Origin of the sequence: Hydrogenophaga palleronii (assembly GCF_031457455.1) — a bacterium.
In the GTDB taxonomy this organism is placed as follows: domain Bacteria; phylum Pseudomonadota; class Gammaproteobacteria; order Burkholderiales; family Burkholderiaceae_C; genus Hydrogenophaga; species Hydrogenophaga palleronii_A.
The window spans coordinates 267680-290385 of record NZ_JAVDWU010000001.1; the positions used below are offsets into that span (position 1 = coordinate 267680).

Sequence of the window (22706 nt, forward strand, 5' to 3'; positions counted from 1 at the left end):
GCTGGCAACCTGGAGGGGGAGGGATTCAGCGCGTGGGGGTGGGCGCCAGCATGCCGCCGAGCAGCAGACTGACCTGGGTGTCGATGAAGCTCACGGGATCGAGCTGCTGCGACGGGGGGCAACAGGGCGCCATGGAGTGTTTCCACATCAACAGGAAAATCATGGGTGCAATCAGGCTGTACACGGCGTACTCGATGGGCATCGGCCGGAACTCGCCGCTGGCAATGCCGCGCTGGAGCACCTTGCCAAGCAGATCATGCCCAGGTCCGATCACCTCCTGCTGGTAGAAGGCAGCGATTTCGGGGAACATGCCGGCTTCGCTCATCACCAGCTTGGTGATGCCCGAAGCAGCCGACATGCCGATCTCCCGCCACCACTCGTGCATGCAGTAGCGCACGAGTTCTGCGCTGGTGCCGGTATAGGTTTCCAGCTCCTGGCCAAACTCGGTGTATTTGCCGGAAATGCTCTCACGCACCACCGCCTTGAACAACTCTTCCTTGCTGGGGAAGTAGATGAAAAGCGTGCCCTTGGAAACGCCTGCGCGTGCCGCGACCTCTTCTACCCGGGTGGCAGCAAAGCCTTTTTCGACGAACAGCGCCAGTGCCGCATCCAGCAACTCACCGGGACGCGCTTCCTTGCGGCGGCTGCGGCGCTGACGCGGCTCTGCGTCGTCAGAGGCGTCGTGAGGTCTTTGTGGGGGTAGGGTTGCCATGGCTCAATTAATGACCGAACGGTTATTAATATACCCCATGCCTTGTCCGGCGATCGCCGCGAGCCATGAAAACCCGGTGTGAAGCCTGGGCGCAGTGTCGGGTGGATCTGTGCCGTGGCCTTCAGCCCAGCTTGATACCGACCTGCTGGATGCGCTCACCGTCCATGCTGCGCACGCTGATCTCGGCGTGACCAAGCTGTGCGCTGTCGCCCTCGACGGGAGGGCGGTTGAGTTCCTGGTGAAGCCAGCGACCCACGGACTGTTGTGATTCGGCGGGCACCGGCAGGCCATAGAACGCGCAGAGGGTTTCCAGGGGCGTGCTGGCGTCGAGCACGAAGTCGCCAAACACCAGGCGGGCGTGTTCGGTGTCGTCGGGGTCGGGCAGGTCCACACCTGTCTTTCGCGCCGCCATGGCAATGGTGGAGCCCTGAAGCAACAACGAGGTGAGCACCACCACAAAGGCCACGTTGAAGAAGGTCTGCGCGCCCTGTACGCCGGCCATCACCGGGAACACCGCCAGCACAATCGGTACCGCACCGCGCAGGCCCACCCAGGAAATGAAAGTGATTTCATTGGGCTTGAAGTGCAGTGGCGCCAGACAAAGCCAGACCGACACCGGCCGTGCAATGAACATCAACACCAATGAGACGCCGAGGGCGGGCCAGATGGTGCGCAGCAGATCGGTGGGCGTGACTAGCAAGCCGAGCAAAAGGAACATGCCCGCCTGAGCCAGCCAGGCGTAGCCGTCCATGGCAGAAAGTGAAGGGCGCACCTGGCGCCGCGCCCGGTTGCCGGTGATCACGCCCATCATGTAGACCGCCAGAAACCCGGAGCCGCCCAGCCAGGTGGTGAGGGCAAACACCGCCAGCCCGCCGGACACCACCAGCAGCGCTCGCACGCCGCCGCCGCCATCGGCGCCGCGCCCCATGCGTTTGAGCAGGCCAGCCAGACCGAAGCCGCTGGCAGCGCCCATCAGAGCGCCCCACCCGAACTGCTGCAGCAGTGATTTGAAGATCCCCTCAACATCCAGGCCAGCCATGCCCTGGCTGGCGGTGGCCAGCGCTATGCCAATGAAGGTCAGCGTCAGATACACCGCCATCGGGTCGTTCATGCCGGACTCGATTTCCAACGTGGCCGCCACCCTTTCGTTCAGCTTCACGCCAGAAGACTTGAGCAGCGAGAAAACCGCAGCGGCGTCGGTGGAGCCAACGATGGCACCCAGCAGCAGCGCGAGTGGCCAGGAGAGATCCAGCAGCCAGTAGGCCGCTGCACCAGTGATGCCCGTGCACACAATCACGCCCACGGTGGCCAACAGCAGCGACGGGCGAAGCCCCGTGCGAAAGGTGGTGATGTCAGTACGCAGCCCGCCGTCCAACAGGATCACGGCGAGTGAGACGTTGCCGACCCAGAAGGCGAGGCGAAAGTCGTCGAACACCAGGCCGCCTGGCCCGTCGGTGCCCGCCAGTGTGCCCACAACCAGAAAAATCAGCAGGAACGAAAACCCCACCCGGGCGGAAAACACGCCCGCCAGCACGCTGATGAACACCAGCGAAGCAGCCGCCAGCAGGGGCAAGGCAAGGAAATCCAGAGAAATCGACATCCCGAGAAGCTAACAGAAATCGTGCCAGCTTCCGGGGGCATCGCGCAACTGGCGCCGTGCCCGGCGCATGTTTCAGGAGAAGGCCGCAATCCCCGTAATCGCCCGCCCCAGAATCAACGCATGCACATCGTGCGTGCCCTCATAGGTGTTCACCACCTCCAGGTTCACCAGATGGCGAGCCACGCCGAATTCGTCGCTGATGCCGTTGCCGCCCATCATGTCGCGGGCCAGGCGGGCGATGTCCAGTGCCTTGCCGCAGCTGTTGCGCTTGAGGATGCTGGTGATCTCCACGGCGGCGGTGCCCTCGTCCTTCATGCGGCCCAGGCGCAGGCAGCCCTGCAGGCCCAGGCTGATTTCGGTGAGCATGTCGGCGAGCTTCTTCTGGATCAACTGGTTGGCGGCCAGGGGGCGGCCGAATTGCTGGCGGTCCAGTACGTACTGGCGGGCGCGAAAGTAGCAGTCTTCGGCGGCACCCAAGGCACCCCAGGCGATGCCGTAGCGCGCGCTGTTCAGGCAGGTGAACGGACCCTTGAGGCCGCGCACCTCGGGAAAGACGTTTTCTTCTGGGCAGAACACTTCGTCCATCACGATCTCGCCGGTGATGCTGGCTCGCAGGCCCACCTTGCTGTGGATGGCCGGGGCGCTCAGGCCTTTCCAGCCTTTTTCCAGGATGAAGCCGCGGATCTGGCCGCCGTCATCTTTGGCCCAGACCACGAACACGTCGGCAATGGGGCTGTTGGTGATCCACATCTTGGTGCCGGAGAGGCTGTAGCCGCCGTCAACCTTCTTGGCTCGGGTGACCATGCTGCCGGGGTCGGAGCCGTGGTTGGGTTCGGTGAGGCCGAAGCAGCCGATCCATTCGCCGGTGGCGAGCTTGGGCAGGTATTTCTGCTTCTGCGCTTCAGTGCCGAACTCGTTGATGGGCACCATCACCAGCGAGCTTTGCACGCTCATCATGCTGCGGTAGCCCGAATCCACCCGCTCCACCTCGCGCGCCACCAGCCCGTAGCAGACGTAGTTCAGGCCAGCGCCGCCGTACTGTTCGGGAATGGTGGGGCCGAGCAGGCCGAGCTCGCCCATCTCGCGAAAGATCGCCACGTCGGTCTTCTCGTGGCGGAAGGCTTCGGTCACTCGCGGTAGCAGCTTTTCCTGGCAGTAGGCGCGGGCGGCGTCCTGCACCTGGCGCTCGTCGTCGGTGAGCTGGGCGGACAGGTGGAACGGGTCCTCCCAGTTGAAGGTGTTTTTGGGGTTGGCCATGGGGGTGTCTCCGGATGGGGGTGGCAATGGCGCATTGTCGTGTGGTGATGAATACCTGTCTAATATCGAAAAGGTATTCATCGATACAGAAAGCATATTCATGGAATTCCGACACCTGCGCTACTTTCTGGTGCTGGCCGAAGAACTGCACTTTGGCCGCGCCGCGCAGCGCCTGGCCATCACCCAGCCGCCGCTGTCGCTCAATATCCAGCAATTGGAGGCGTCGGTGGGCGCGCAGCTGTTCACCCGCAACAGCCGCGGGGTGCAACTGACGGCTGCGGGGCAGGCGTTTGTGCCAGCGGCCCGGCAACTGCTGGAAAGGGCTGGGGCGGCCGCGCGCGAGGCACGCGACGTGGCGCAGGGTGTGGTGGGCAGCCTGCAGGTGGGGTTTGCGGGCACCGTGCTGTACCGCGGCCTGCCGCAGATCCTCAAGCGCTTCCATGCCGAACACCCCCAGCTGCGTCTGGTGTTGCACGAGATGAGTTCCAGTGACCAACTGGTGGACCTCATGCATGACCGGCTGGATGTGGGTTTCGTGCACACGCCGCGGGTGGCCAGCGGGTTTTCGCAGGTGCTGGTCTCGCGGCAGTCCTTTGTCGCTTGTCTGCCGGGTTCACACCGCTTGGCGAAGCAGCGCAGCATCGACCTGGGCGCCTTTGCGGGCGAACCTTTTGTGGCCATCTCAAGATCGGTGTCGCCCGACTACCACGACCGCATCCTGGGTTTGTGCGCCGACCACGGGTTTTTGCCGGAGGTGCGGTTTGAATTGCGGCACTGGTTGAGCGTGGTGTCGGTGGTGGCCCAGGGCCTGGGGGTGTCGCTGGTGCCAGAAGCGCTGGCCATGGCAGGCATGCCGGACGCGCGTTTCATCAAGCTCAAGGGCGAGACGCCGCCGTACGACACGCGCTGCCTCTGGAAGACCGAGCGTGAGCAGGCGGCGCTGGGGGCATTCCTCGCGGCAGTGCGGGGCTTTGCCCAGCCGATAGAGTAGGGGTCGCGCCCGGCGCTGTTTGCTGGGTGTGCCCATTCACAAGTTGCGTTCAGATTGCAACGCGATACCTTCAGGAGTCAGGCCATGGCCGAAAACAATCAAGAAGTGCTGGTGCTGGGAGGCGGGTGCTTCTGGTGCACCGAGTCGGTGTACAAGGAAGTGCGGGGCGTGACCGACGTCGAGTCCGGCTACAGCAACGGCCATGTCAAGCAGCCCAGCTACGAGCAGGTGTGCACGGGCGACACGGGCCACAACGAAGTGGTGCGGCTGGAATACGACCCCACCGTGATCAGCACGCGCGAGATCCTGGAAATTTTCTTCGTGATCCACGATCCCACCACGCTCAACCGCCAGGCCAACGACGTGGGCACGCAGTACCGCAGCGGGATCTACTTCACCACACCGGAGCAGCAAGCCGAGGCGCAGGCCATCATCGACGAGCTGACAAAGGACGATGCTTTCGGACGCCCCATCGTGACCGAGGTGCTGGCCCTGAACAACTACTGGCCGGCCGAGCCCTACCACCAGGACTTCTTCGAGCGCAACCCGCACCAGGGCTATTGCATGGCAGTGGCAGCCCCCAAGGTCGCCAAATTCCGCAAGACCTTTGCGAGACTGGCGAAGTAAACCAGTCCTGCAATCACACCTGTTTCAGCCTTTATGCGGGTTGCTGGCGAAACACCGCGCGCAGCTTCGGCCACAGCACGATCACAGCCAGCCCACTCAGCACCAGGGCCGCTGCACCCAGCTTCCATCCCGGCAGTGATTCGCCCAGCGACAGCGCCGATGCGCCCATGCCGAACACCGGCACCAGCAGGGCCAGAGGCGCGACGGTGGCGGCCGGGTGGCGGGTGAGCAGCCAATTCCACACACCGTAGCCAAACAAGGTGTTGCCCAGCGCCTGCCAGAACACGCTGAGCCAGACGCCCGCGCTTGCATGGCGCATGGCGTCAGCCATCGCGGCTGGTCCTTCCAGCCACAAGGACAAAGCCAGCAGTGGAGGGATGGCGAACACGCTGCTCCAGACCATGAAGTGCAGCATGTTCACAGCCCCGAGCGACTTCACCACCAGGTTGGCGCTGGCCCAGAAGAAGGCGGCGGCCAGCACCAGTGCCAGACCGATCAGCGTGATGCTGGCATCCAGGTTCATGCCGATCACGGCAAGACCTGCCAGCGCCAGGGTCAGGCCCACGCCCTGAAACCAGCGCAGGCGCTCGCGCAGCAGGAACAAAGACAGGCCAATTGTGAAGAAAACCTGGGATTGCACCACCAGCGAAGCCATACCGGGCGAGATGTCGTTGCGCATGGCCAGGAAAAGCAGGCCAAACTGACCCACGCCCAGCAGAACGCCAAACGCGGCCATGCGTGACCAGGGCACCGTGGGGCGGGGCACAAAAAGCAACCACGGCAGAGCAGAAAAAACGAAGCGCAGCGTGGCGTAGAGAAACGGCGGCATGCCATCGAGCCCCCAGCGGATGACCACGAAATTGGTGCCCCAGACGAAGACCACCGCGAGAGCTAGAAGGGTATGAGAGAGGGGCAAGATGGGATGCGCTGAAGTGCAAAGGGTGTTCAGGTTATCGCATCGGGGTGCAGCCTGCCTTCTTCGATGTGCCATTGTTGGTGCGTGCTGTGCTGCGCCAAATGCACATCGTGGCTGACCAGCAGCATCGCGCAGCCGGTGTCTGCCATGGCACCGCACAGCGCCTCCATGGTGTCTCGCTGTGTCAATGCATCGAGTCGGGAGGTCGGTTCGTCGGCGAACACAAACACCGGCTTGAGCAGCATGGCGCGAAGAATGGCCAGGCGTTGCAGCTCGCCACCAGACACTTCGCTGGGCAGTCGGTCCAGCAGCTCGTCGTTCAGGCGAAGCTTCTGCTGCCAATGTGCAATGGGCGCGGGATCCAGCCGGTGCAGCCGCAGCAGGTGAGCCAGGGCTTGCCGGATGGTCTGGTGCATCGAGAACGATGCCACGGGGTCCTGGTAGAGCTTCTGAAAACGCCAGGGCGCCAGGCCAGGCCTTCGGTTCACCTGTCCGCTCGATGGTTTCAACAAACCCACCAAGGCGTTGCCCAGCGTGGTTTTGCCACAGCCGCTGGAACCCACCACCGCCATGAAATCACCGGGGTGGATGCGCAGCGAAGCATGTCGCAACACAGCGCGCCCACCCAGGTTCACGCTGAGGTCTTGCGCGCCGACCAGCGGATCGGCTTGCGCGGGTGTGCGGTTTTCGGCTGGCACGAGGGAGGTCCAACGCCGGGGTTGCGCCGCGAGCAAGGCCTGTGTATACGGGTGCTGCGGTGCCGAGAGCACGGTCTGCACATCGCCTTGTTCGACGATCTGGCCGTGACGCATCACGGCCACGCGCCCGCCCAGTCTCAGTGCAAGATCCAGGTCATGGGTGATGGTGAGCAGGGCCTGACCTTGCAGCTGCGCTGCGCCCAACAGTGACGCGACCTGCTCGCAGGCGCCTGCGTCCAAGCCCTTGGTCGGCTCGTCTGCGATCAGCAAGGGAGCGTTGCCCTGGCTGGCGCAGGCCACGCCCACCCGCTGGGCCATGCCACCTGAGACCTGATGCAGCCACTGGTGGCCGGCGTGGGCCAAACCCAGCGCGGCCAGATGTTGGTCGGCGTGCTTGTGCGCCGTTTGCCATCGCTGGCCGGTGGCGTAGTGACCGGCCTCTGCCACCTGTGTGCGCAGGCGCATGATGGGGTTGAGTGCCGTCCAGGGCTCCTGCGGCAGCATCACCACCTGGTGGCCCCATAGGGGCTGGGTGAGTTGGCGTTGTCCGTTGGTGGCCCGCCCGGCCATCGTCACCTCGCCCTGCACACGCATGACCGGCGGCAGCGTGCCCATGATGGCCTGGGCCAGCAAGGACTTGCCGGCACCGGATTCACCGATCAGTGTCAGGCGTTCGCCCGCTCGCACCTCGAAGCTGCAGGCTTGCAGCAATGAGCGTTCGGTGGGCGCGAGTGTGATGCCGAGATCGCTGATGCGAAGCACCACGTCGTTGGAAGGGATGGTTTTCACTGGAGTACCTTCGCCCTGTGGGCTTCGGTGCGAGCTTGCTTGGGAACGGCCCGGCGCGGCGCTCATGCAACCGCCTCCAGTGCGGGTTGGTCGAGGTGGCGGGTGACCAGTGCCTGCAGCGCGCCGATGACCAACACCAGTGAGACCACCGGTGCGGCCAGCAGCCAGGGCGCGTCGTAGAAGTAGGGCAAGGCCTCGGTCATCATGAGACCCAGCTCGGCCTGCGGTGGCCGCAGACCCACGCCCACGAAGCCCAGGGCGGCAATCGCCAGCACCGCGCTGGCCACCGCGTAGGCCCACAGGCGGGCCAGCATGCCGATCACCGGGCGCAGCACATGCCACCGCAGCACATACCAGGGGCCAAAGCCCAGCAGGCGCGCGGCCTGCACCGGTTGCCCCAGCAGGGCCGATCGCGTGTGGGCGCGGACCGGGCGGAAGAACTCCACCCAGGCGGTGATCACGAGGCCGCTGTACAGCGCCCACTTCTGGCCCGGCGCCATGGCGGCGATCAGCAGCACCCAGAGCAGGCCTGGGATGGACGAGATGGCATCTGCCGCCATGGCCAGCAGGCGGTCCGCCCAGCCGCCGCGCGCGCCAGCCAGCAGGCCGGTCGCGGTGCCCAGCACGATGGCCAGCGTGGCGGAAGCGAATGCCAGCCCGAGTGAGGTGCGAAGGCCTTCGCCCAGGCGGGCCAACTGGTCGCGGCCCAGGTGATCGGTGCCCAGCCAATGAGCTGCCCCAGGCGGCAACAAGGGCTTCATGAGGTTTTGCTGGTGGGGGTCGGCCGCCAGCCAGGGTGTCAGGGTGGCGATGGCCAGCACGAACAGCAGTGTCAGTGTGGCCACGGGCGCAAGCTGGAGACCCATTTTCCATGCCTTCATCGCTGCACCTCCGTGGCCATTTGAGCGTCGGCCATTCGGGGGTCGAGCCGGCGCAGCAGGGCGTCGATCAGGCCATTCAACAGCACGAACATCAAAGCCATGGTGAGCGCTGTGCCCTGGATCATGGGCACGTCGCGTGCAATCACGGCGTGCACCAGGGCGTGGCCGATGCCTGGCCAGGCGAACAGACTTTCCACCACCACCATGCCTTCGATCAGGATCACCAGCTGGATGCCCGCGTAGGCCAGGGTGGCTAGCAGGGTCTGGGGCAGCGCGTGGCGCCGCAGCGCGGCGCTCAGCGGCAGGCCCTTGATCTGTGCGAATTCAAAAGCATCGGAACCCAGTACCTTCAGGGCGGCGTCTCGCACCACTTGCGTGAAGCCGGGGGACAGCGCCAAGGCCAGTGTGAGGGCGGGCAGGAACACGTGTTCGGCCTCTCCGTGGCCAGCCACCGGCAGCCAGTCCAGGTGCACGGCGAGCACGGTGGAGAGCATCACCCCCAGCAGAAAGGCCGGGCTGGCGCGCAGCACCGTGTTGAGGGCATCGACGCCGCGGCGCAGCCAGCCGGCGGGGTGCAACGCGGTCCACAGCCCCATGGCCAGACCCAGCACCACGGCCATAAGCCAGGCCACCAGGGACAGGTAAAGGGTGTGCCCGAGTTGGGAGGCCACCTCGTGCTCTACGGGTTCGCCTGAAACCATGGCGGTGCCCAGCTTGCCTTTGGCCATCTCCCCGAGCCAGCCGGCCCAGCGCACCACGGCAGGGCGGTCCAGGCCCAGCTCGGCCCGCACCGCCTCGGCTGATGCGGTGTCCATCAGGTCGTAGCCGTAGCGGCTGGCAGCGATGCGGTAGGCGGCATCGCCAGGCAGGGTCTCCGCCATCATGAAACTCAGTGTGCCGACAGCGAACAGCACAAAAAACACCTGTGCCAGCAGGCGACTCCACCAGGGCCAGCGCATCATGCTGCCCAGGCCATGCGGCTGATGCGGTAGCTGCGCTCCAGCGGGTCCACGCTCACGTTGCGCAAGCGCGTGCTGGCCGTCATGGAGTGCTGGTACCAAGCCACCGGAATCACGGGCAGTTCGGCCTGCAGCACGGTGGCAACGGATCCGCGCAACGCCGAGCGCCGGCGCGGATCGACCATGGCGCTCATTTGTGCGAGCGTCTGGCTCACCTGTGTGCTTTGCCATGCCATGGCGCCCCAGTCGCCACCGCGTGGATCGAAGTCCTGCAGCAGGCTACCGATGGGGTCGGGCACCAGGCCATAGTTGCGCGCCAGCAGCGCGAGTTCCAGCGAGCCGTCCTGATGCCCAGAGGGAATCTCGCTGGCATTGCCCACCGCCACAGCCATGTCGATGCCCACTGCCTTGAGCTGCGCCTGGATGGCGGTGGCGATGGGGGGAAGCTCCGGCCGGTCAGAGAACGTGCGCAAGGTGACTTTGAACACGTCATCGCCTTTGCGCAGCAAGCCGTCGGCGCCCGGTTGCCAACTGGCTTCGCGAAGCAGCTGCCTGGCTTGTTCCACGTTGTGTGCCAGGGCTTTCAAGCCGGCCACGTGCCATTCCGCCATGACGGGTGGAAACAGCTGCGTGGCAGCGGCTTCGGGTGCGCGCAGGATGGCGCCGGCAATGCCCGGGCGGTCGATCGCCAGGCTCATGGCCTGACGCACGCGCACGTCGGACAGGAAGCGGTGCCCGGCGTTGACCTTGATGTAGATGGTTCGCGGCAGGGGTCGGGTTTCGAACCGGAGCTTGCGGTTCTGGCGCAGGCGCGCGTAGCTCACCGGGTCGTGGGTGAACACCAGGTCGGCCTGACCACTGCTGGCCAGCATGCCCCGGGTTTCTCCGCGCCCGGCGGCCAGGTACTCAATGGCTTCAATGGTGGGCTTCTTGCCCTCGTAGCCATCGAAGCGGCGCACGCGCATCGATTGCGGGACATTGACCTGTACCACCTGGTACGGGCCGCTGCCGATCAGGGCTTTCACAGAGCCATCCTTGGCGAAAGAAGCGGGTGCCAACACCAGGGCGGTGCTGTGGGCAAGGAAAGCGGGCAAGGCGGCAAAGGGGCGGGCCAGTGTGAACACCACCTCGTTGGCTTGTGCCTGAATCTTTTCAATGCCGGCGTTGCGCAACACCCCTGGCTGCTCCAGTGCGCGTTGCAGGCAGTCGGTCACTGCCTGCGCCGTGACAGCGCTGCCGTCATGGAAACGCGGGCTGGGCCGCAGGGCAAAGCGCCACTGCAGGCCGTTTTCGGAAGGCTGCCAGCTTTGAGCCAGCCCAGGTGCGAGCAGGCCTTGTTCATTGACGTCAACGAGCGTTTCGGCCACTTCCAGGCGCTGAAACACATGGCCCGTCTTCGACGGGTCAAGGTTCATCACCTCCCAGGGTGCCACCACTTTGAGGATGCGCGCATTCCCTGACTGCGCCAGGATGGGGAGACTGACGGGCAGCAGCGCTGTGCTTGCTGCCAGGCCGAGGAAACGGCGGCGGTCAGAGCCGGTGAGCAGGGCGGGAGCCCAGGCGAAAGGCTTCAGTGGGGCTTTGTCTGTTGGCATGCAATCAGTTCAGAAGAAACAAGAAGAAATCTGGTTGGCCGGATGAGACCCAGGTTGCAGGACATTGGTGTGTGTCGCCGATCACTGCCCCTGCACGGCTTGCGTGAGAGCGGAGGTGTTGAGCTTCATCATGGCCAGGTAGGTGGGCGCAGGACCGTTGGCGTCGGAGAGCGAGTCGGAATACAACTCGCCAGCAGGCTTTACACCCGTTTCACGACCGATCTGCTCGATCAGGCGCGGGTCTGAAATGTTTTCAACAAACAGGGCCTTGATCTGCTCCTGCTTGATCTGGCGCACCAGTTGCGCCACGCCCTTGGCGGAGGCTTCGCTTTCGGTGCTCACGCCCTGGGGCGCGAGGAATTTCACGCCGTAGGCGTGGGCGTAGTAGCCGAAGGCGTCGTGGCTGGTGATGACCTTGCGCTGCGCCAGCGGAATCGTCGCCCAGGCGGCGCGGATTTCGGCATCCAGCGCCTCAAGCTGTGCCGTGTAGGCGCTTGCGTTGCCGCGGTAGTGATCGCAACCGGTTGCGTCGGCCTTGCACAGACCGTCGGCGATGTTCTTCACGAACACCTTGGCGTTGTGCACGTTCTGCCAGGCGTGCGGGTCGGTTTCACCATGATCGTGACCGTGTTGGTGGCCCGTTTTGCGGTTCTCGTGCGCGCCTTCCTTGAGGGGCTTGATGCCTTTGCTCACGACCACTTGCTGGCCTTTGTAGCCTGCGGTCTTGAGCAGGCGGTTCATCCAGCCCTCAAACCCCAGGCCCACAGAGAACACCACCTGGGCCTGGCCGACCAGACGCGCCTGTGCAGGCGTTGGCTGGAACACATGGGCGTCGCTGCCGGGACCTACCAGCACATCCAGCGCCACACGATCGCCGCCCACCTGGCGCACCAGGTCGCCCAGGATGCTGAAGCTGGCCACGGCCTTGATGCTTGGCTGGGTGGCCGCCTGTGCCAGCGCGCCTTGGGTCCAGGTGACCATGCCCAGGAGGGCCAGGGCGCCCAGAAAACGGCGGCGAGGGGTGACGGGGATTGGTGTCGTGTGAAACATGGCGGTCTGTCGTTCAGGCTTTGAGGTGGAGGGAAGCGGGACGCTGGTGGCGCAGCAGCCCGTGCGGTGCGAACACCATGGAAAACAGGTAGGCCGCGCCCAGGCTGAGCACGATCACCGGCCCGGTGGGCCAGTCGGCGTGGTAGGAGATGAGCAGGCCCGCGACGCAAGCCAGCAGCGCGAGCATCACGGCGGTCAGCAGCAGCGGGCCGATGCAGCGCACCCAGAAGCGCGCCGTGGCTGACGGCAAAACCATCATGCCCACCGACATCAAGGTGCCCAGCGCGTGAAAGCCCGCCACCAGGTTGATAACCAGCAAGGCCAGAAAGCCGTAATGCGCCACTGGGCTCCAGCGGCTGGTGCCGCGCAGAAACCCCGGGTCCAGGCACTCGAGCACCAGTGGCCGATACAGCACCCGCAGGGTGACCAGCGTGACCAGCGATATGCCGCCCAGCAGGCCCAGCGCTGCGTTGTCCAGCGCCAGCACCGAGCCGAACAGCACGTGCAGCAGATCCACGCTGTTGCCGCGGGTGGACACAATCAACACCCCGAGGGCCAGCGAAAGCAGATAAAGAGCGGCCAGGCTGCTGTCTTCGCGCAGCACCGTGTTGCGGGCCACCAGGCCTGAGCCCACGGCCACCACCAGCCCGGCCACGACGCCGCCCACGGTCATCGCACCCAGCGACAGGCCCGCGATCAGGTAGCCGATGGCCGCGCCCGGCAGGATGGCGTGCGCCATGGCGTCGCCGGTGAGGCTCATGCGGCGCAGCATGAGAAACACACCCACCGGCGCCGCGCTCACCGCCAGCATCGCACAGCCCAGCAAGGCATGGCGCATGAAGCCGAATTCGACGAACGGACCCAGCCACGCCTGGGACCCCAGCGCCGTGTGCATCAGCACCGAACTCTCTGCCCCGGTCATGCCGACACCGCCTGCGCGAACGGGCGCTGGTGTGTGCCTTCACAAACCGGCGCGTGCTCATCGAACGGTTCCTGCATGCAAAGGGCGCGTTGCCCGTTGGCTTCGGTGAGCACGTCGGCGGTAGCACCCCAGGCCACGGGCTCGCGTGCCAGCAGCAGGGTGAGGGGGAAGTGCGCGCGCACCTGAGCAAGGTCGTGCAGCACGGCCACCACGGTCCTGCCCTGTTCGTGCCACCGATGCAGCAGGGCCAGCAAGTCATCGGTGGTGCGTTGGTCCACCGCGGCAAAGGGCTCGTCCAGCAGCACCACAGGCGCGTCCTGCAACATCAGCCGGGCGAACAGCGCGCGCTGCATCTGCCCACCCGAAAGCGTGTCGATGCTGCGGCGCTCAAAGCCATGCAGCCCGACGGCACCCAGGGCTTCATGACACGCTTGCCGGTGCGCCGCCGTGAACTGGCCGAGCGCACCCACCGCGTGCCACAGGCCCAGCAGCACCATGTCCTGCACGGTGATCGGAAAGCTGCGGTCCACGCTGGTCTGCTGCGGCAGCCACGCCACGCGCTGATGGACCAGGCCATGCACTTCGCCCTCGATCGGACGAAGCTGGCCGGCCAAGGCCTTGATCAGCGTGGATTTGCCCGCGCCGTTGGGGCCGACCACGGCGACCAGCGAACCGCTGGGGAGCGCCATCGAAAGGTGATGCACGGCGGGGTGGTGCTCGTAGCCCAGGGTCAGGTTCTGCAGCGTGATGGCGGTCGAATTCATGAGCGATTCAGGAGCAGGGCGGACACGGTGGCTTTGGCGCTAAGATATTGCAACTCAATTGCGATAGCGGAATCATAACGCAACAGAGTTGCATTAATACGAGGAACGCCTGTGTCTCAGCGAACCGTGAAAGAACCTGTGTCCGTGCCGGCGGAGATCCAGTCGCGTCTGGAGGGTGCTGGCCTGCGCCGCACGCTGGCCACGCGTGCCGTGTTGGGTCTGTTCCTGGCGCGCCCGGCCGGTGGACTCACGCATGCGCAATCGCTCGCCGCACTGAACGCGCGCGGCCTCGACATCAACCGCGTCACGCTCTACCGGCTGCTGGACCGGCTGGCCAGTTGTGGTGTGTTGCAACGCCAGAGTGACGACCAACGCACCTGGCGCTTCAGCCTGGCGCCGTTGTCAACCGACGCCGCGCCCGAGGTGGCCCCGCGATTTGAATGTGACGCCTGCCACCGGCAGTTCCCCCTGCTCGAAGCCAGCGAGCCCACCCGCACCGCCACCCACCACCTCTTCCAGGCACTCGCCCAGATGGGGCATGCGGGAGCCCGTGTGGATCTGGCGGTTCATGGCACCTGTGCTTCTTGCGTGGCGCCCGGGGCGGCACAGGAACCTGTGGCGTGATTCAGACCCGCGATCTGCGGTTCGCTTACGCGGGCCATGCGCCGCTGTGCTTTCGTGACGTGACGGTGCCACAAGGCGGCAACCTGCTGCTGCGCGGCGCCTCAGGCAGCGGCAAGTCCACCTGGCTGGCGCTGGTGGCCGGGTTGCTCACGCCGGCAGCGGGCGAGGTGGTGGTGGCCGGCCAGTCCGTTGGCACCTTGCCGTCAGGCCAGCGCGACCGCTGGCGTGCAAACCATGTGGGCTTTCTGCCTCAGAAGCTGCACCTGAGCGGCGCCCTCACGGTGCAGGACAACCTCGCGCTGGCCTACTTTGCGGCCGGCGCGCCGGTGGACCGGGAGGCCATTCGACATGCGCTGGCCTCGCTCGACATCACCGCACTGGCCGGGCGGCGCCCTCACCAGCTTTCTGGCGGTCAGGCACAGCGTGTGGCGCTGGCGCGTGCCGTGCTGATGCAGCCCCAGGTCATCCTGGCCGACGAACCCACCGCAAGCCTGGACGACCTTGCGGGTCAGTCAGCGCTGGCGTTGCTGGCGCAGACCGCCCATGATGCCGGCGCCACGTTGGTCATTGCCACGCACGACGCGAGGGTGCGGCAGGCGTTGCCACAGGCACAGGAACTGCCCTTTGATCCGCTTCGGCAGGGGGTGGACCCGTGAACGTGTTCAGCCTTTCCTGGCGCTACCTCTGGGCACGCCCGTTGTCCACTGCGCTGAACCTGGTTCTGCTGTCCCTGGCTCTGGCGTCCATGGCTTTTGTGATCATCGTGCAAGACCAGGCCGAGCGGGCCTTCGAGCGCGACCTGGCCGGGATCGACGTGGTGGTGGGTGCCAAGGGCAGTCCCATGCAGCTCATCCTGTCGGGGGTGTTCCACATTGACGTGCCGCCCGGCAACATTTCCCTGACCGAGGCCAACCGGCTGGCGCAGCACCCGCAGGTGGCGCAGCTGATTCCCCTGAGCCTGGGCGACAACCTGCAGGGCTACCGCATCGTCGGCACCACCCACGCCTATGTCGAGCACTACGGTGCGGAATTGGCGCAGGGTGCGCTGTGGACTGCCCCCATGCAGGCGGTGCTGGGCGCGCAGGTGGCACGCCACACCGGCCTGAAGCTGGGCCAGGCGTTTGAAGGTGCGCACGGCCTGGGCAGCGGCGGTGCGGTGCATGAGGCCACACCTTACCTCGTGAACGGCGTGTTGGCACCCTGTGGCTGTGTGCTGGACAGGTTGATCCTCACCGCCACCGAGTCGGTCTGGCACGTGCACGACGACATGCACGCAGGTGACGGCATGGACGAGGTCGAAAAGGCCGAACTGGCCGAAGCCCTGGCGGCCGACCGCGAAATCACGCTGGCCCTGCTGCGCTACAAGACGCCGCTGGCGGCGGCGAGCTTCCCGCGGTTTGTGAACCAGTCCACCTCGATGCAGGCGGCCGCGCCCGCGATCGAGATCACCCGCTTGCTGCACATGGTGAGTGTGGGCACCCAGGCGCTGCGTGCGATGGCGGTGGTGCTGCTCGTGGTGGCGGGCTTGTCGGTGTTCATTGCGCTGTGGAACGCGGTGCGCGAGCGCCGCGACGATCTGGCCATGTTGCGCATGCTGGGTGCGGCGCCTCAGCGGGTGGCACTGCTGCTTTTATTGGAAGCACTGTGGCTGGCGGTGCTGGCCTGTGCAGGGGGTCTGTTGGCAGCTCATGGCCTGGTGGCCCTGATCGGCCAATGGTTGATGGACAGCCAGTCGCTGTCCATTTCGGGTTGGCAATGGATTCCTGCCGAAGGGTGGGTGCCGTTGCTGGCCCTGGGGGTGGCGGTGGTGGCGGCGAGTCTGCCGGTCGCCAGCGTCTACCGCATCGATGTCACTCAACTCTTGAATTCAAGGTCCATTTCATGAAAAAAGCACTCCTGATCCTTTCCACCGCCTTGCTCGCCTCCGTGGCCATGGCCCAACACTCCGATAAAGAGGTGCAGGAGGACATCCAGCGCCACCGCGCCATGGCCGCGGCGCACGAAGGTGCCGCCAAATGCCTGGAAGCGGGCAAGGGTGAGAAGGTCTGTACGGCGGAACTTCAGGCCGCTTGCAAGGGTCTGGCTTTGGGCAAATACTGTGGCATGCGCCACGCCCACTGAGAGCACCCTTGCACCGGCGGTGCCGGTGCCGCAAACGTGCCTTCTTGACAGCTCAATCGCGATGCCCCGTTCTTTTTTCTCTTTTCATCGGTCATGCCGCCGCCACCTGTGGGTGCTCTGCCTGGGTGCCGCCCTGGCGGGGGGTGCGCATGCACAGACCCTTGGCTCGCCCCTGCCACCCGGCAACGGGGGACCGGTGTCACCCGAGCATGGTGTCGCTTTGCCCAGCGGGGAAGGGGCGGGGGTTCACAGCCCACTCAGCCCTTTCGCACCATTGCCCAAACGCGACGACGTGCTGGCCTGGTCGGTGCTGACCGATGTGACCACCCGCATCGAGAAGAAACGCATCGTGCCGGTGTACTCGGCAGAGGTGAAGGCGCTTCACCAGAAGAAACAGCGCCTTCAGGGATTCATGATGCCGCTGGACCCGGGTGAAACACAGCGCCACTTCCTGCTGTCTTCCGTGCCGCTCACCTGTGCTTTCTGCACGCCAGGCGGGCCTGAGAGCATGGTGGAGGTGCGCACCAAGGTGCCGGTGAAATACAGCCTGGGGGCCGTGGTGGTCGAAGGCACGTTCCACGTCCTGCCAAGCGATCCTTTTGGCTTCTACTACCGTTTCACCGATGCGGTCGGCGTGAAGTAGCGCGCAGTGCGTCGCCGCCAGCGTGCCAGATGCTCGCTGCAAGCCCTGGATCAACCCTCTCGAAGGCCCGTCCAGGTGGACAGGCTTAACATCGCCGGGTGAATCTTTCTGCCCACCCCGTCGTTGCATCCCTCACCCCCGTCTTTCTGCTTGTTGCGCTGGGCTTCATGGCGGGGCGCCTGCAATGGATCCGCGATGCCGCCATCAAGGACCTGTCCAATCTGGTCTTTCTGCTGCTGATTCCCGCATTGCTGTTTCGCACCATGAGTGCGGTGCGGTTCGAAGAGCTGGACCTCAGGCCGCTGCTGGCCTACTTTCTGGCGGCCGGTGTGCTGCTGGCCGTGCTGATCGGTTGGCGTGGTTTCAACCGCCGCAGTGTGGTGCTGGCGCTCACCGGCGTGTTTTCCAACATGGTGATGATCGGCATCACGCTGGTGGAGCTGGCTTACGGCAAGGCCGGTCTGGTGACGCTGCTCACCCTGGTGTCGGTGCATGCACTGTTGCTGCTGACCACCGCCACCGTGGTGCTGGAACTGGCGGTGGCGCGTGAGAACCGCCAGGCCGGCGCCGAGCAGCCGCACCTGCTGGCCACCACCTGGTCCGCCTTCAAGAGCGCGCTGATCCATCCAGTGCCTTTGCCCATCATTTGCGGCCTGCTGTTTGCGCAGACCGGGTGGAGCTTGCCCACGGTGATCGACCGCCCGCTGCAGTTGCTGGGCAATGCCTTTGGTCCACTGGCGCTGGTGCTGGTGGGTATCACGCTGGCGCGAACGCCGCTTACCGGCCACTGGCAGTCGGCGTTGTGGGCCACGCTGTCCAAAAACCTGGTGTTGCCCGTGATGGTCGGCGTCAGCGCCTGGGCGTTTGGTATCACCGGCCTGCCGTTGACGGTGATGGTGGTGGCCGCCGCACTGCCGACCGGCGCCAACGTGTTTCTGTTCGCACAGCGCTACGAAGTGGCACAGGAAACCACCACCGCCAGCATGGGTGTGTCCACCGTTGCTGCGCTGCTCACCTTGAGCCTGGTGATGCTGGTGATGTCGTGGTGGTGAGAACTACCCCTTTTGGGAGAGGCAACCAAGGCAACACCGGAATAGCGAGAATGTCGAGCAACGACGTGCCTCATCCAGGGACACCGAAGATCCGGCTCCGCCGGTCCAAGGTGTCGCCCCCCTCCCAGGGGGGTGGCACCGAAGGCGACGCGGGGGGTAGTGCTTTACTTCTTGCGCAGCAGTACCCACACCATGCCGGCCAATGCGGCCACGGCGCTCAGCAACACGGCCCACAGCCACAGGGCTTGCCTGGACGGTGCCGTGGCTGTGCCGGATGGCACGACCGGCGTGCTCGCTTCCGCCTCACTCAATGCCACCGTAGCCATGGGCAGCTTCTGCTCGTCCAGCGGCTTGTGGTTGGGGATGAGCGTGTTCAACGGCAGGTAGGCCGCCTTGTCGTTGACTTTGCCTGCGGCGAGGATGTATGGGGGCCCGCCACTGGCGAGAAAAACCACCTGCACAGGCGCAAAATGCGCCAGCACGACCGGATCGTCGCCGAGGCCTGCGCCCCTGGCGTCGGCTGCAATGCGGATCTCCCGGTACTGCGCGGCGGGCAAGCCAATCACCGTGTTCTTTTCCGCTCGCCCCTGGTCTTCGATCTGGTACACCACGCCGCTGCTCAGGTGTGACCACGGTTCAGCTCCAGACATCCGCCCCGACACCGTGATCGGCAGCAAGCTGTTCTGTCTTTCGGGCTCGATCTCCAGGGCGCTCAAGCGGCTTGCAAAGGGCAGGGTGAAGCGCCGTTCGTGAGCGTCTATTTTTTCGGTCTGCAGTCGCGCGCGAACGGGCGCTGCGGGTGCCGGACCCGGTTGTTCGGTCTCGATCACCACCTGGGTCAGGCGTGGGGGTGGGCTCTGGGGTGGCCAGGTGATGCGCAGGTACTTGTCGCGCAACGCGGTGGGCGAGGTGCTCAGGGCGCTGCCGGTGCCCATGGTGCCGGTTTCGCTGCGGTAGAGCACGCCGCTGCCCACGGGCGTCCAGGTTCGAAGGTCTTTGCTGGTGCTGATCTCCAGAGAGAGCATCTGGTGGGCGGGCCATTCGCCTTCCAGGTTCAGTGCAACCGCAGAGTGCTCGATGTTTCGCGTATCGACCAGATACCCTTCCACCCGGTTTTCCACCGGCACTACCTGCCCGCTGGCGTCCACTTGCACCGCCCGCTGGTTTTGCTCTTCAATGCGCAGTGTCCAGCCTGATGTGCTGGGTGCCTGGGCGCTGGCCATGAGCGGGTAGACGGGGCGTTGGTGGCGCTGTCGTTCCCGCGCCTGAAAATCCGGCGCGCGGGACAGGGCCATGCTGAGCATCTGACCCTCTGCGTTGAAGATGCGCAGGTCGGCCAGGTCTGCCTGGCGCAAAGTGGCCAACACAGGGGCGGGCAGGGCCAGCCTTTGCAGACCGGCACCACTTTGCACCGTCACTGGCCACTGGCGCTCATAGTCGGAGGGCTTGTCGGCATGAGCGTGGCTCCAGTAGCCGGCCAGCACCATCAGGCACACCGCCGCCTTCATGGCTGAACCTCAGTCGTGGGGTCGCTCGCCACCGGGGGGCTGTCTGCCTTGGGCGGCAAGGGGGCGAAGTAGCCCACCAGCAGCATCAACACACCCACCGCGATGAAGGCCACGGTGCGCTCCATGCCACCGGCATTGGACAGGTCGATCAGCATCAGCTTCACCACCACCACGGCCTGCAGTGCCGCACCCGCCATCCACCACGGGCGAAGCGCGCGCCGGTGGGCCATCAGCATCAGAGCCATGGCCAGCAGCGACCACAGAATGGCGTAGCCGGTCTGCACCACGAAACTCTCAAACAGGGCGTCGGCGCGCCAGGGCACACCAAAGAAGTGGTGGGCCACACGCAGCCAGACGGTGTTGAGCGCCACAAAGCCCAGCGCGGCCAGCGCCAACGGGGCTTGCGGCGTTGCCAGCCAGTGCGCCAGTGGTGGTCGGGGCTCTGCGGCAACCATGGTTCTGCGCCACAACAGCAAGACCACCATCGACAGAGCGAGCGCGATTTCCACCGGGTTGATCAGGGGCACATAGGGCAGGGGACGGGTGTCGCCCGGCGAGGTCCAGGCCAGCCACAGTGCGCCGATGAAAACCAGCAGCGCCAGTGGCGCAGCAGCCCATGCGTAGTACGCTGGCGCGTAGGGATTCAGCGGCCAGCCGCGCAACGCCCGATGCTCCGGCCTGTGGGCGCGGCCGGCCCACAGGCACAGCCCGGCCAGCACGGTCACGGCACTGAGCAGCCAGACCACACTGGCCCACGAACTGCGCCACAGGTTCGCTGCGTCGATGGCCATCCACAAGGCATCGGCCAGCTGCAGGCAGACCAGCCATGCACTGCCGGCGTGCAGTGCATGCAGCCAGCGAGGCGCGTCCGTCGCAGGCTCAACGGTTTCACTGTGCAGCGCATGGAGCCGCCGAAGTGCCCACACATGCAGCGTCAGCGCGATGCCCCACATGAGCCACAGCGGCCACTGCAAGACGTGCGCACCCTGACCGCCTTGCCAGAGACAGGCCACCAGCAGCGCGGGCAGCATGGCGCGCGCGGGCCAGGTGGCCACCTGCCACTGTTTCTTCTGCCCGAGCCAGAGGGCCACAGCTGCAGCAACCACCCAGCCGAGCATGGTGCTCACTGGCTGCACCGCCTCGGCGTACACCGGCATCGACAGCCCGTTGGCCGTTCCCAGTCGCGTGGTCTCGGTCAGCCAGGCCAGACAGGCGTAGCCGAAGCCCACCAGGAACATCGGTACCGACAGGCCACTTTCCAGCCTGGCGAACACCTCCGCCCAGCGCGATCCGCTGTGCGGCAGGGGCGCAGCGCGCAGCCACCAGGCCATCAGCAGCATCGCCAGTGCCAGCACCAGACCGTGCCACAACGCGGGGTTCAGCAGGGCGTGCGCAGACCCGCGTGCGGCCAGCCCATTCAGGTGCAGCAGGGCGGCCACCGCCACCAGCAACAGCCCGGCGGCCCTGGGCATCCAGCGGGCTTGTCGCATGCCCACCCAGAAGGCGCCCAGGCCTTCAAGCGCCCACACCACGCTGACCCAGCGCGCGTCCAGCGCCAAGGGCACGGCCAAGGTGGCGAAGCCCGCGCCCAGTGCGAGAAAGCACTCCATCAACATCTGTGACGAAACCCCGCCCCGGCGCTTGAGCGCCCAGGCCAGCGTCAGGTAAACAAAGCCGAACCCCACCGCGGAAAACGCCTGCCCGAACGGGATCGACGCCACCAGCCCGGCCTGCAAGCCGAAGCCGATCAGTGGTGTGCCGAACACCAGCGTGCTGTCCACCGCATTGCCCAGCCGGGTGGGCGTGTTGCGCGCGTACAGCACCGAGGCCGCGATGAAGATCAGCACAAACGCGATCAGGAAGGGCTGCGCGCTGGCGTAATGTTCAGGGCGGTAACTCAGCACCCCCCACAGCCCGGCGACCACAAAGGTTGAGAAAAAACCCACCAGGTTCAGCAGGCGCCATGAGCGCTTGTAGGCAATGAAAAGAATCGCCAGGTTCAGCAGCAGGTAGTAGGCAAACAGCGCCACATGGCTGCCGCCGCCGGTTGATAGCAACACGGGGGTGGCAAAGCCACCCAGGAAGGCAGCCACCGCCAGACTGTGCGCGTTTTGCAGCAAGGCGAGCGCACAGCTCAACGCGCAAATGATCACCATCAGGCCAAACGCCGGCAGGGGATCGATCAGCCCATAGAGCTTGAACGCGGCAAACACGGTGAGGTACAGCACCGCCACCCCGCCACCCTGCAGTGTGAGCGACAACCCCGGTTTGGCCAGGCGCTGGCGGAAGCCGAACACCAGCAACGCCGCACCCACCAGACCAATGGCAACCAGGCGCAATTCCACCGGCAGCAAACCCATGTGAGCGGCCTGCCGCGCCAGGAATGCCAGTCCGATGAACAGGATCAGCAGCCCGACCCGAAGCATGGTGTTGCCGCCCAGCAACCAGGCCTTGGCCGCTGTGAACGCGCCGTCCAGAGGCGATGGGTAGGTTGGGTTTGCTGGCGCCGAGACTTCGGTAGCGGGCTTGCGCGAAGCCGGGATTTGCCAGGCGGGATCTGTCAGCTCGGCTGTGGCCAAGGTGGGTGCAACCGCTGCCTCGGGCGGCGCCATCGCGGGGAGCGGTGCCAGATCCGGTTGAGCAGGTGGCTCGGCTTCCAGTGGCGGCGACCGTCGTTCGTTGTCCTGGGCGCTGGCAGCTCTTGGCGCCTGCGCCGGGGCCGCAGGGGGCGTGGCGTCACGGGCGGTGCCGGCTTCGGTTTCCCATAGCTTGCGCTGGGCTTGAAGCCACTTGTTGAGTGCTCGCCGCAGAGTGAGCCCCGCAGCCAGCCCCAGCATGGCGCCGTACACCAGGCCTTGGAAAAAGTCGTAGCTGGTCAACGCGCCGACGACCGCACCCCAGAAAATGCCCCATAGGATCATTCTTATCCCCCTCCAGTGGTTCGTGCATGCGCCTCTTCAGGGGCGCCAGAAAACTGCTGCTGTGGCGGGACGGATC

The 22706-nt window shown here is 65.5% G+C and carries 21 protein-coding genes; 8 read left to right on the forward strand and 13 right to left on the reverse strand.

Annotated features, from left to right (window positions below; all coding sequences use genetic code 11):
• Positions 1 to 25: 25 nt before the first annotated feature.
• The 3 genes from J2W49_RS01305 to J2W49_RS01315 all read right to left on the reverse strand — a co-directional run bounded on the left by J2W49_RS01305 (position 26) and on the right by J2W49_RS01315 (position 3569).
• Positions 26 to 712, reverse strand: a complete 687-nt coding sequence (locus J2W49_RS01305) for a TetR/AcrR family transcriptional regulator (protein WP_310310742.1) — start codon at positions 710 to 712, stop codon at positions 26 to 28.
• Between the two features lie 121 nt (positions 713 to 833).
• Positions 834 to 2312 carry a potassium/proton antiporter gene (locus tag J2W49_RS01310; RefSeq protein ID WP_310310745.1) on the reverse strand — a complete coding sequence of 493 codons (1479 nt, stop codon included), beginning with the start codon at positions 2310 to 2312 and terminating at the stop codon, positions 834 to 836.
• Positions 2313 to 2384: 72 nt separating this feature from the next.
• A complete protein-coding gene (locus J2W49_RS01315) occupies positions 2385 to 3569 on the reverse strand; it encodes an acyl-CoA dehydrogenase (protein WP_310310746.1) in 1185 nt (394 codons plus the stop codon).
• A 100-nt stretch (positions 3570 to 3669) separates the two neighbouring features.
• Here J2W49_RS01315 and J2W49_RS01320 point away from each other — a divergent pair, with 100 nt between their 5' ends.
• The gene (locus J2W49_RS01320; RefSeq protein ID WP_310310748.1) at positions 3670 to 4560 is read left to right on the forward strand and encodes a LysR family transcriptional regulator; all 891 of its coding nucleotides are present in this window, start codon (positions 3670 to 3672) and stop codon (positions 4558 to 4560) included.
• Between the two features lie 84 nt (positions 4561 to 4644).
• Positions 4645 to 5187, forward strand: coding sequence for a peptide-methionine (S)-S-oxide reductase MsrA (gene msrA, locus J2W49_RS01325; protein WP_310310751.1), 543 nt, complete (start codon positions 4645 to 4647; stop codon positions 5185 to 5187).
• Between the two features lie 31 nt (positions 5188 to 5218).
• On the opposite strand, the gene J2W49_RS01330 is transcribed toward msrA, so the two are convergent.
• The 8 genes from J2W49_RS01330 to aztA form a co-directional block, all read right to left on the reverse strand.
• Positions 5219 to 6103, reverse strand: coding sequence for an EamA family transporter (locus tag J2W49_RS01330; RefSeq protein ID WP_310310753.1), 885 nt, complete (start codon positions 6101 to 6103; stop codon positions 5219 to 5221).
• 29 nt (positions 6104 to 6132) lie between these two features.
• Entirely contained in the window at positions 6133 to 7590 is a 1458-nt protein-coding gene (locus J2W49_RS01335) for an ABC transporter ATP-binding protein (protein WP_310310756.1), read from the reverse strand.
• Between the two features lie 62 nt (positions 7591 to 7652).
• Complete coding sequence (locus J2W49_RS01340; RefSeq protein WP_310310758.1) at positions 7653 to 8471, reverse strand: ABC transporter permease; 819 nt, start codon at positions 8469 to 8471, stop codon at positions 7653 to 7655.
• Complete coding sequence (locus tag J2W49_RS01345) at positions 8468 to 9433, reverse strand: ABC transporter permease (RefSeq protein WP_310310761.1); 966 nt, start codon at positions 9431 to 9433, stop codon at positions 8468 to 8470. The genes J2W49_RS01340 and J2W49_RS01345 overlap by 4 nt, the downstream gene beginning before the upstream one ends.
• Positions 9430 to 11025, reverse strand: a complete 1596-nt coding sequence (locus tag J2W49_RS01350) for an ABC transporter substrate-binding protein (RefSeq protein WP_310310764.1) — start codon at positions 11023 to 11025, stop codon at positions 9430 to 9432. Before J2W49_RS01350 ends, J2W49_RS01345 begins: the two co-directional genes overlap by 4 nt.
• Positions 11026 to 11106: 81 nt before the next feature.
• Positions 11107 to 12075 (reverse strand): metal ABC transporter substrate-binding protein, encoded by a 969-nt coding sequence (locus tag J2W49_RS01355; RefSeq protein ID WP_310310767.1) that lies wholly within the window; start codon positions 12073 to 12075, stop codon positions 11107 to 11109.
• A 13-nt stretch (positions 12076 to 12088) separates the two neighbouring features.
• The gene (locus J2W49_RS01360) at positions 12089 to 12997 is read right to left on the reverse strand and encodes a metal ABC transporter permease (protein WP_310310770.1); all 909 of its coding nucleotides are present in this window, start codon (positions 12995 to 12997) and stop codon (positions 12089 to 12091) included.
• Positions 12994 to 13761, reverse strand: a complete 768-nt coding sequence (gene aztA / locus J2W49_RS01365; RefSeq protein WP_310310772.1) for a zinc ABC transporter ATP-binding protein AztA — start codon at positions 13759 to 13761, stop codon at positions 12994 to 12996. The genes J2W49_RS01360 and aztA overlap by 4 nt, the downstream gene beginning before the upstream one ends.
• 111 nt (positions 13762 to 13872) lie before the next feature.
• Between aztA and J2W49_RS01370 the strand changes: the two genes are divergently transcribed.
• The 6 genes from J2W49_RS01370 to J2W49_RS01395 all read left to right on the forward strand — a co-directional run bounded on the left by J2W49_RS01370 (position 13873) and on the right by J2W49_RS01395 (position 18201).
• Complete coding sequence (locus J2W49_RS01370) at positions 13873 to 14385, forward strand: Fur family transcriptional regulator (RefSeq protein WP_310310775.1); 513 nt, start codon at positions 13873 to 13875, stop codon at positions 14383 to 14385.
• The gene (locus J2W49_RS01375; protein WP_310310778.1) at positions 14382 to 15041 is read left to right on the forward strand and encodes an ABC transporter ATP-binding protein; all 660 of its coding nucleotides are present in this window, start codon (positions 14382 to 14384) and stop codon (positions 15039 to 15041) included. Before J2W49_RS01370 ends, J2W49_RS01375 begins: the two co-directional genes overlap by 4 nt.
• Positions 15038 to 16270, forward strand: coding sequence for an FtsX-like permease family protein (locus tag J2W49_RS01380; RefSeq protein ID WP_310310780.1), 1233 nt, complete (start codon positions 15038 to 15040; stop codon positions 16268 to 16270). Before J2W49_RS01375 ends, J2W49_RS01380 begins: the two co-directional genes overlap by 4 nt.
• Positions 16267 to 16506, forward strand: a complete 240-nt coding sequence (locus J2W49_RS01385; RefSeq protein ID WP_310310783.1) for a hypothetical protein — start codon at positions 16267 to 16269, stop codon at positions 16504 to 16506. Before J2W49_RS01380 ends, J2W49_RS01385 begins: the two co-directional genes overlap by 4 nt.
• A 274-nt stretch (positions 16507 to 16780) precedes the next feature.
• Positions 16781 to 17149 (forward strand): DUF3299 domain-containing protein, encoded by a 369-nt coding sequence (locus J2W49_RS01390; protein ID WP_310310786.1) that lies wholly within the window; start codon positions 16781 to 16783, stop codon positions 17147 to 17149.
• 98 nt (positions 17150 to 17247) lie between these two features.
• Positions 17248 to 18201 carry an AEC family transporter gene (locus J2W49_RS01395; RefSeq protein ID WP_310310788.1) on the forward strand — a complete coding sequence of 318 codons (954 nt, stop codon included), beginning with the start codon at positions 17248 to 17250 and terminating at the stop codon, positions 18199 to 18201.
• Positions 18202 to 18365: 164 nt separating this feature from the next.
• Here J2W49_RS01395 and J2W49_RS01400 read toward each other — a convergent pair whose 3' ends face one another.
• Together J2W49_RS01400 and J2W49_RS01405 are read right to left on the reverse strand one after the other, a co-directional pair.
• Positions 18366 to 19709, reverse strand: a complete 1344-nt coding sequence (locus tag J2W49_RS01400; protein ID WP_310310791.1) for a DUF3999 domain-containing protein — start codon at positions 19707 to 19709, stop codon at positions 18366 to 18368.
• Positions 19706 to 22630 carry a DUF2339 domain-containing protein gene (locus J2W49_RS01405; RefSeq protein WP_310310794.1) on the reverse strand — a complete coding sequence of 975 codons (2925 nt, stop codon included), beginning with the start codon at positions 22628 to 22630 and terminating at the stop codon, positions 19706 to 19708. The genes J2W49_RS01400 and J2W49_RS01405 overlap by 4 nt, the downstream gene beginning before the upstream one ends.
• Between the last annotated feature and the right edge of the window lie 76 nt (positions 22631 to 22706).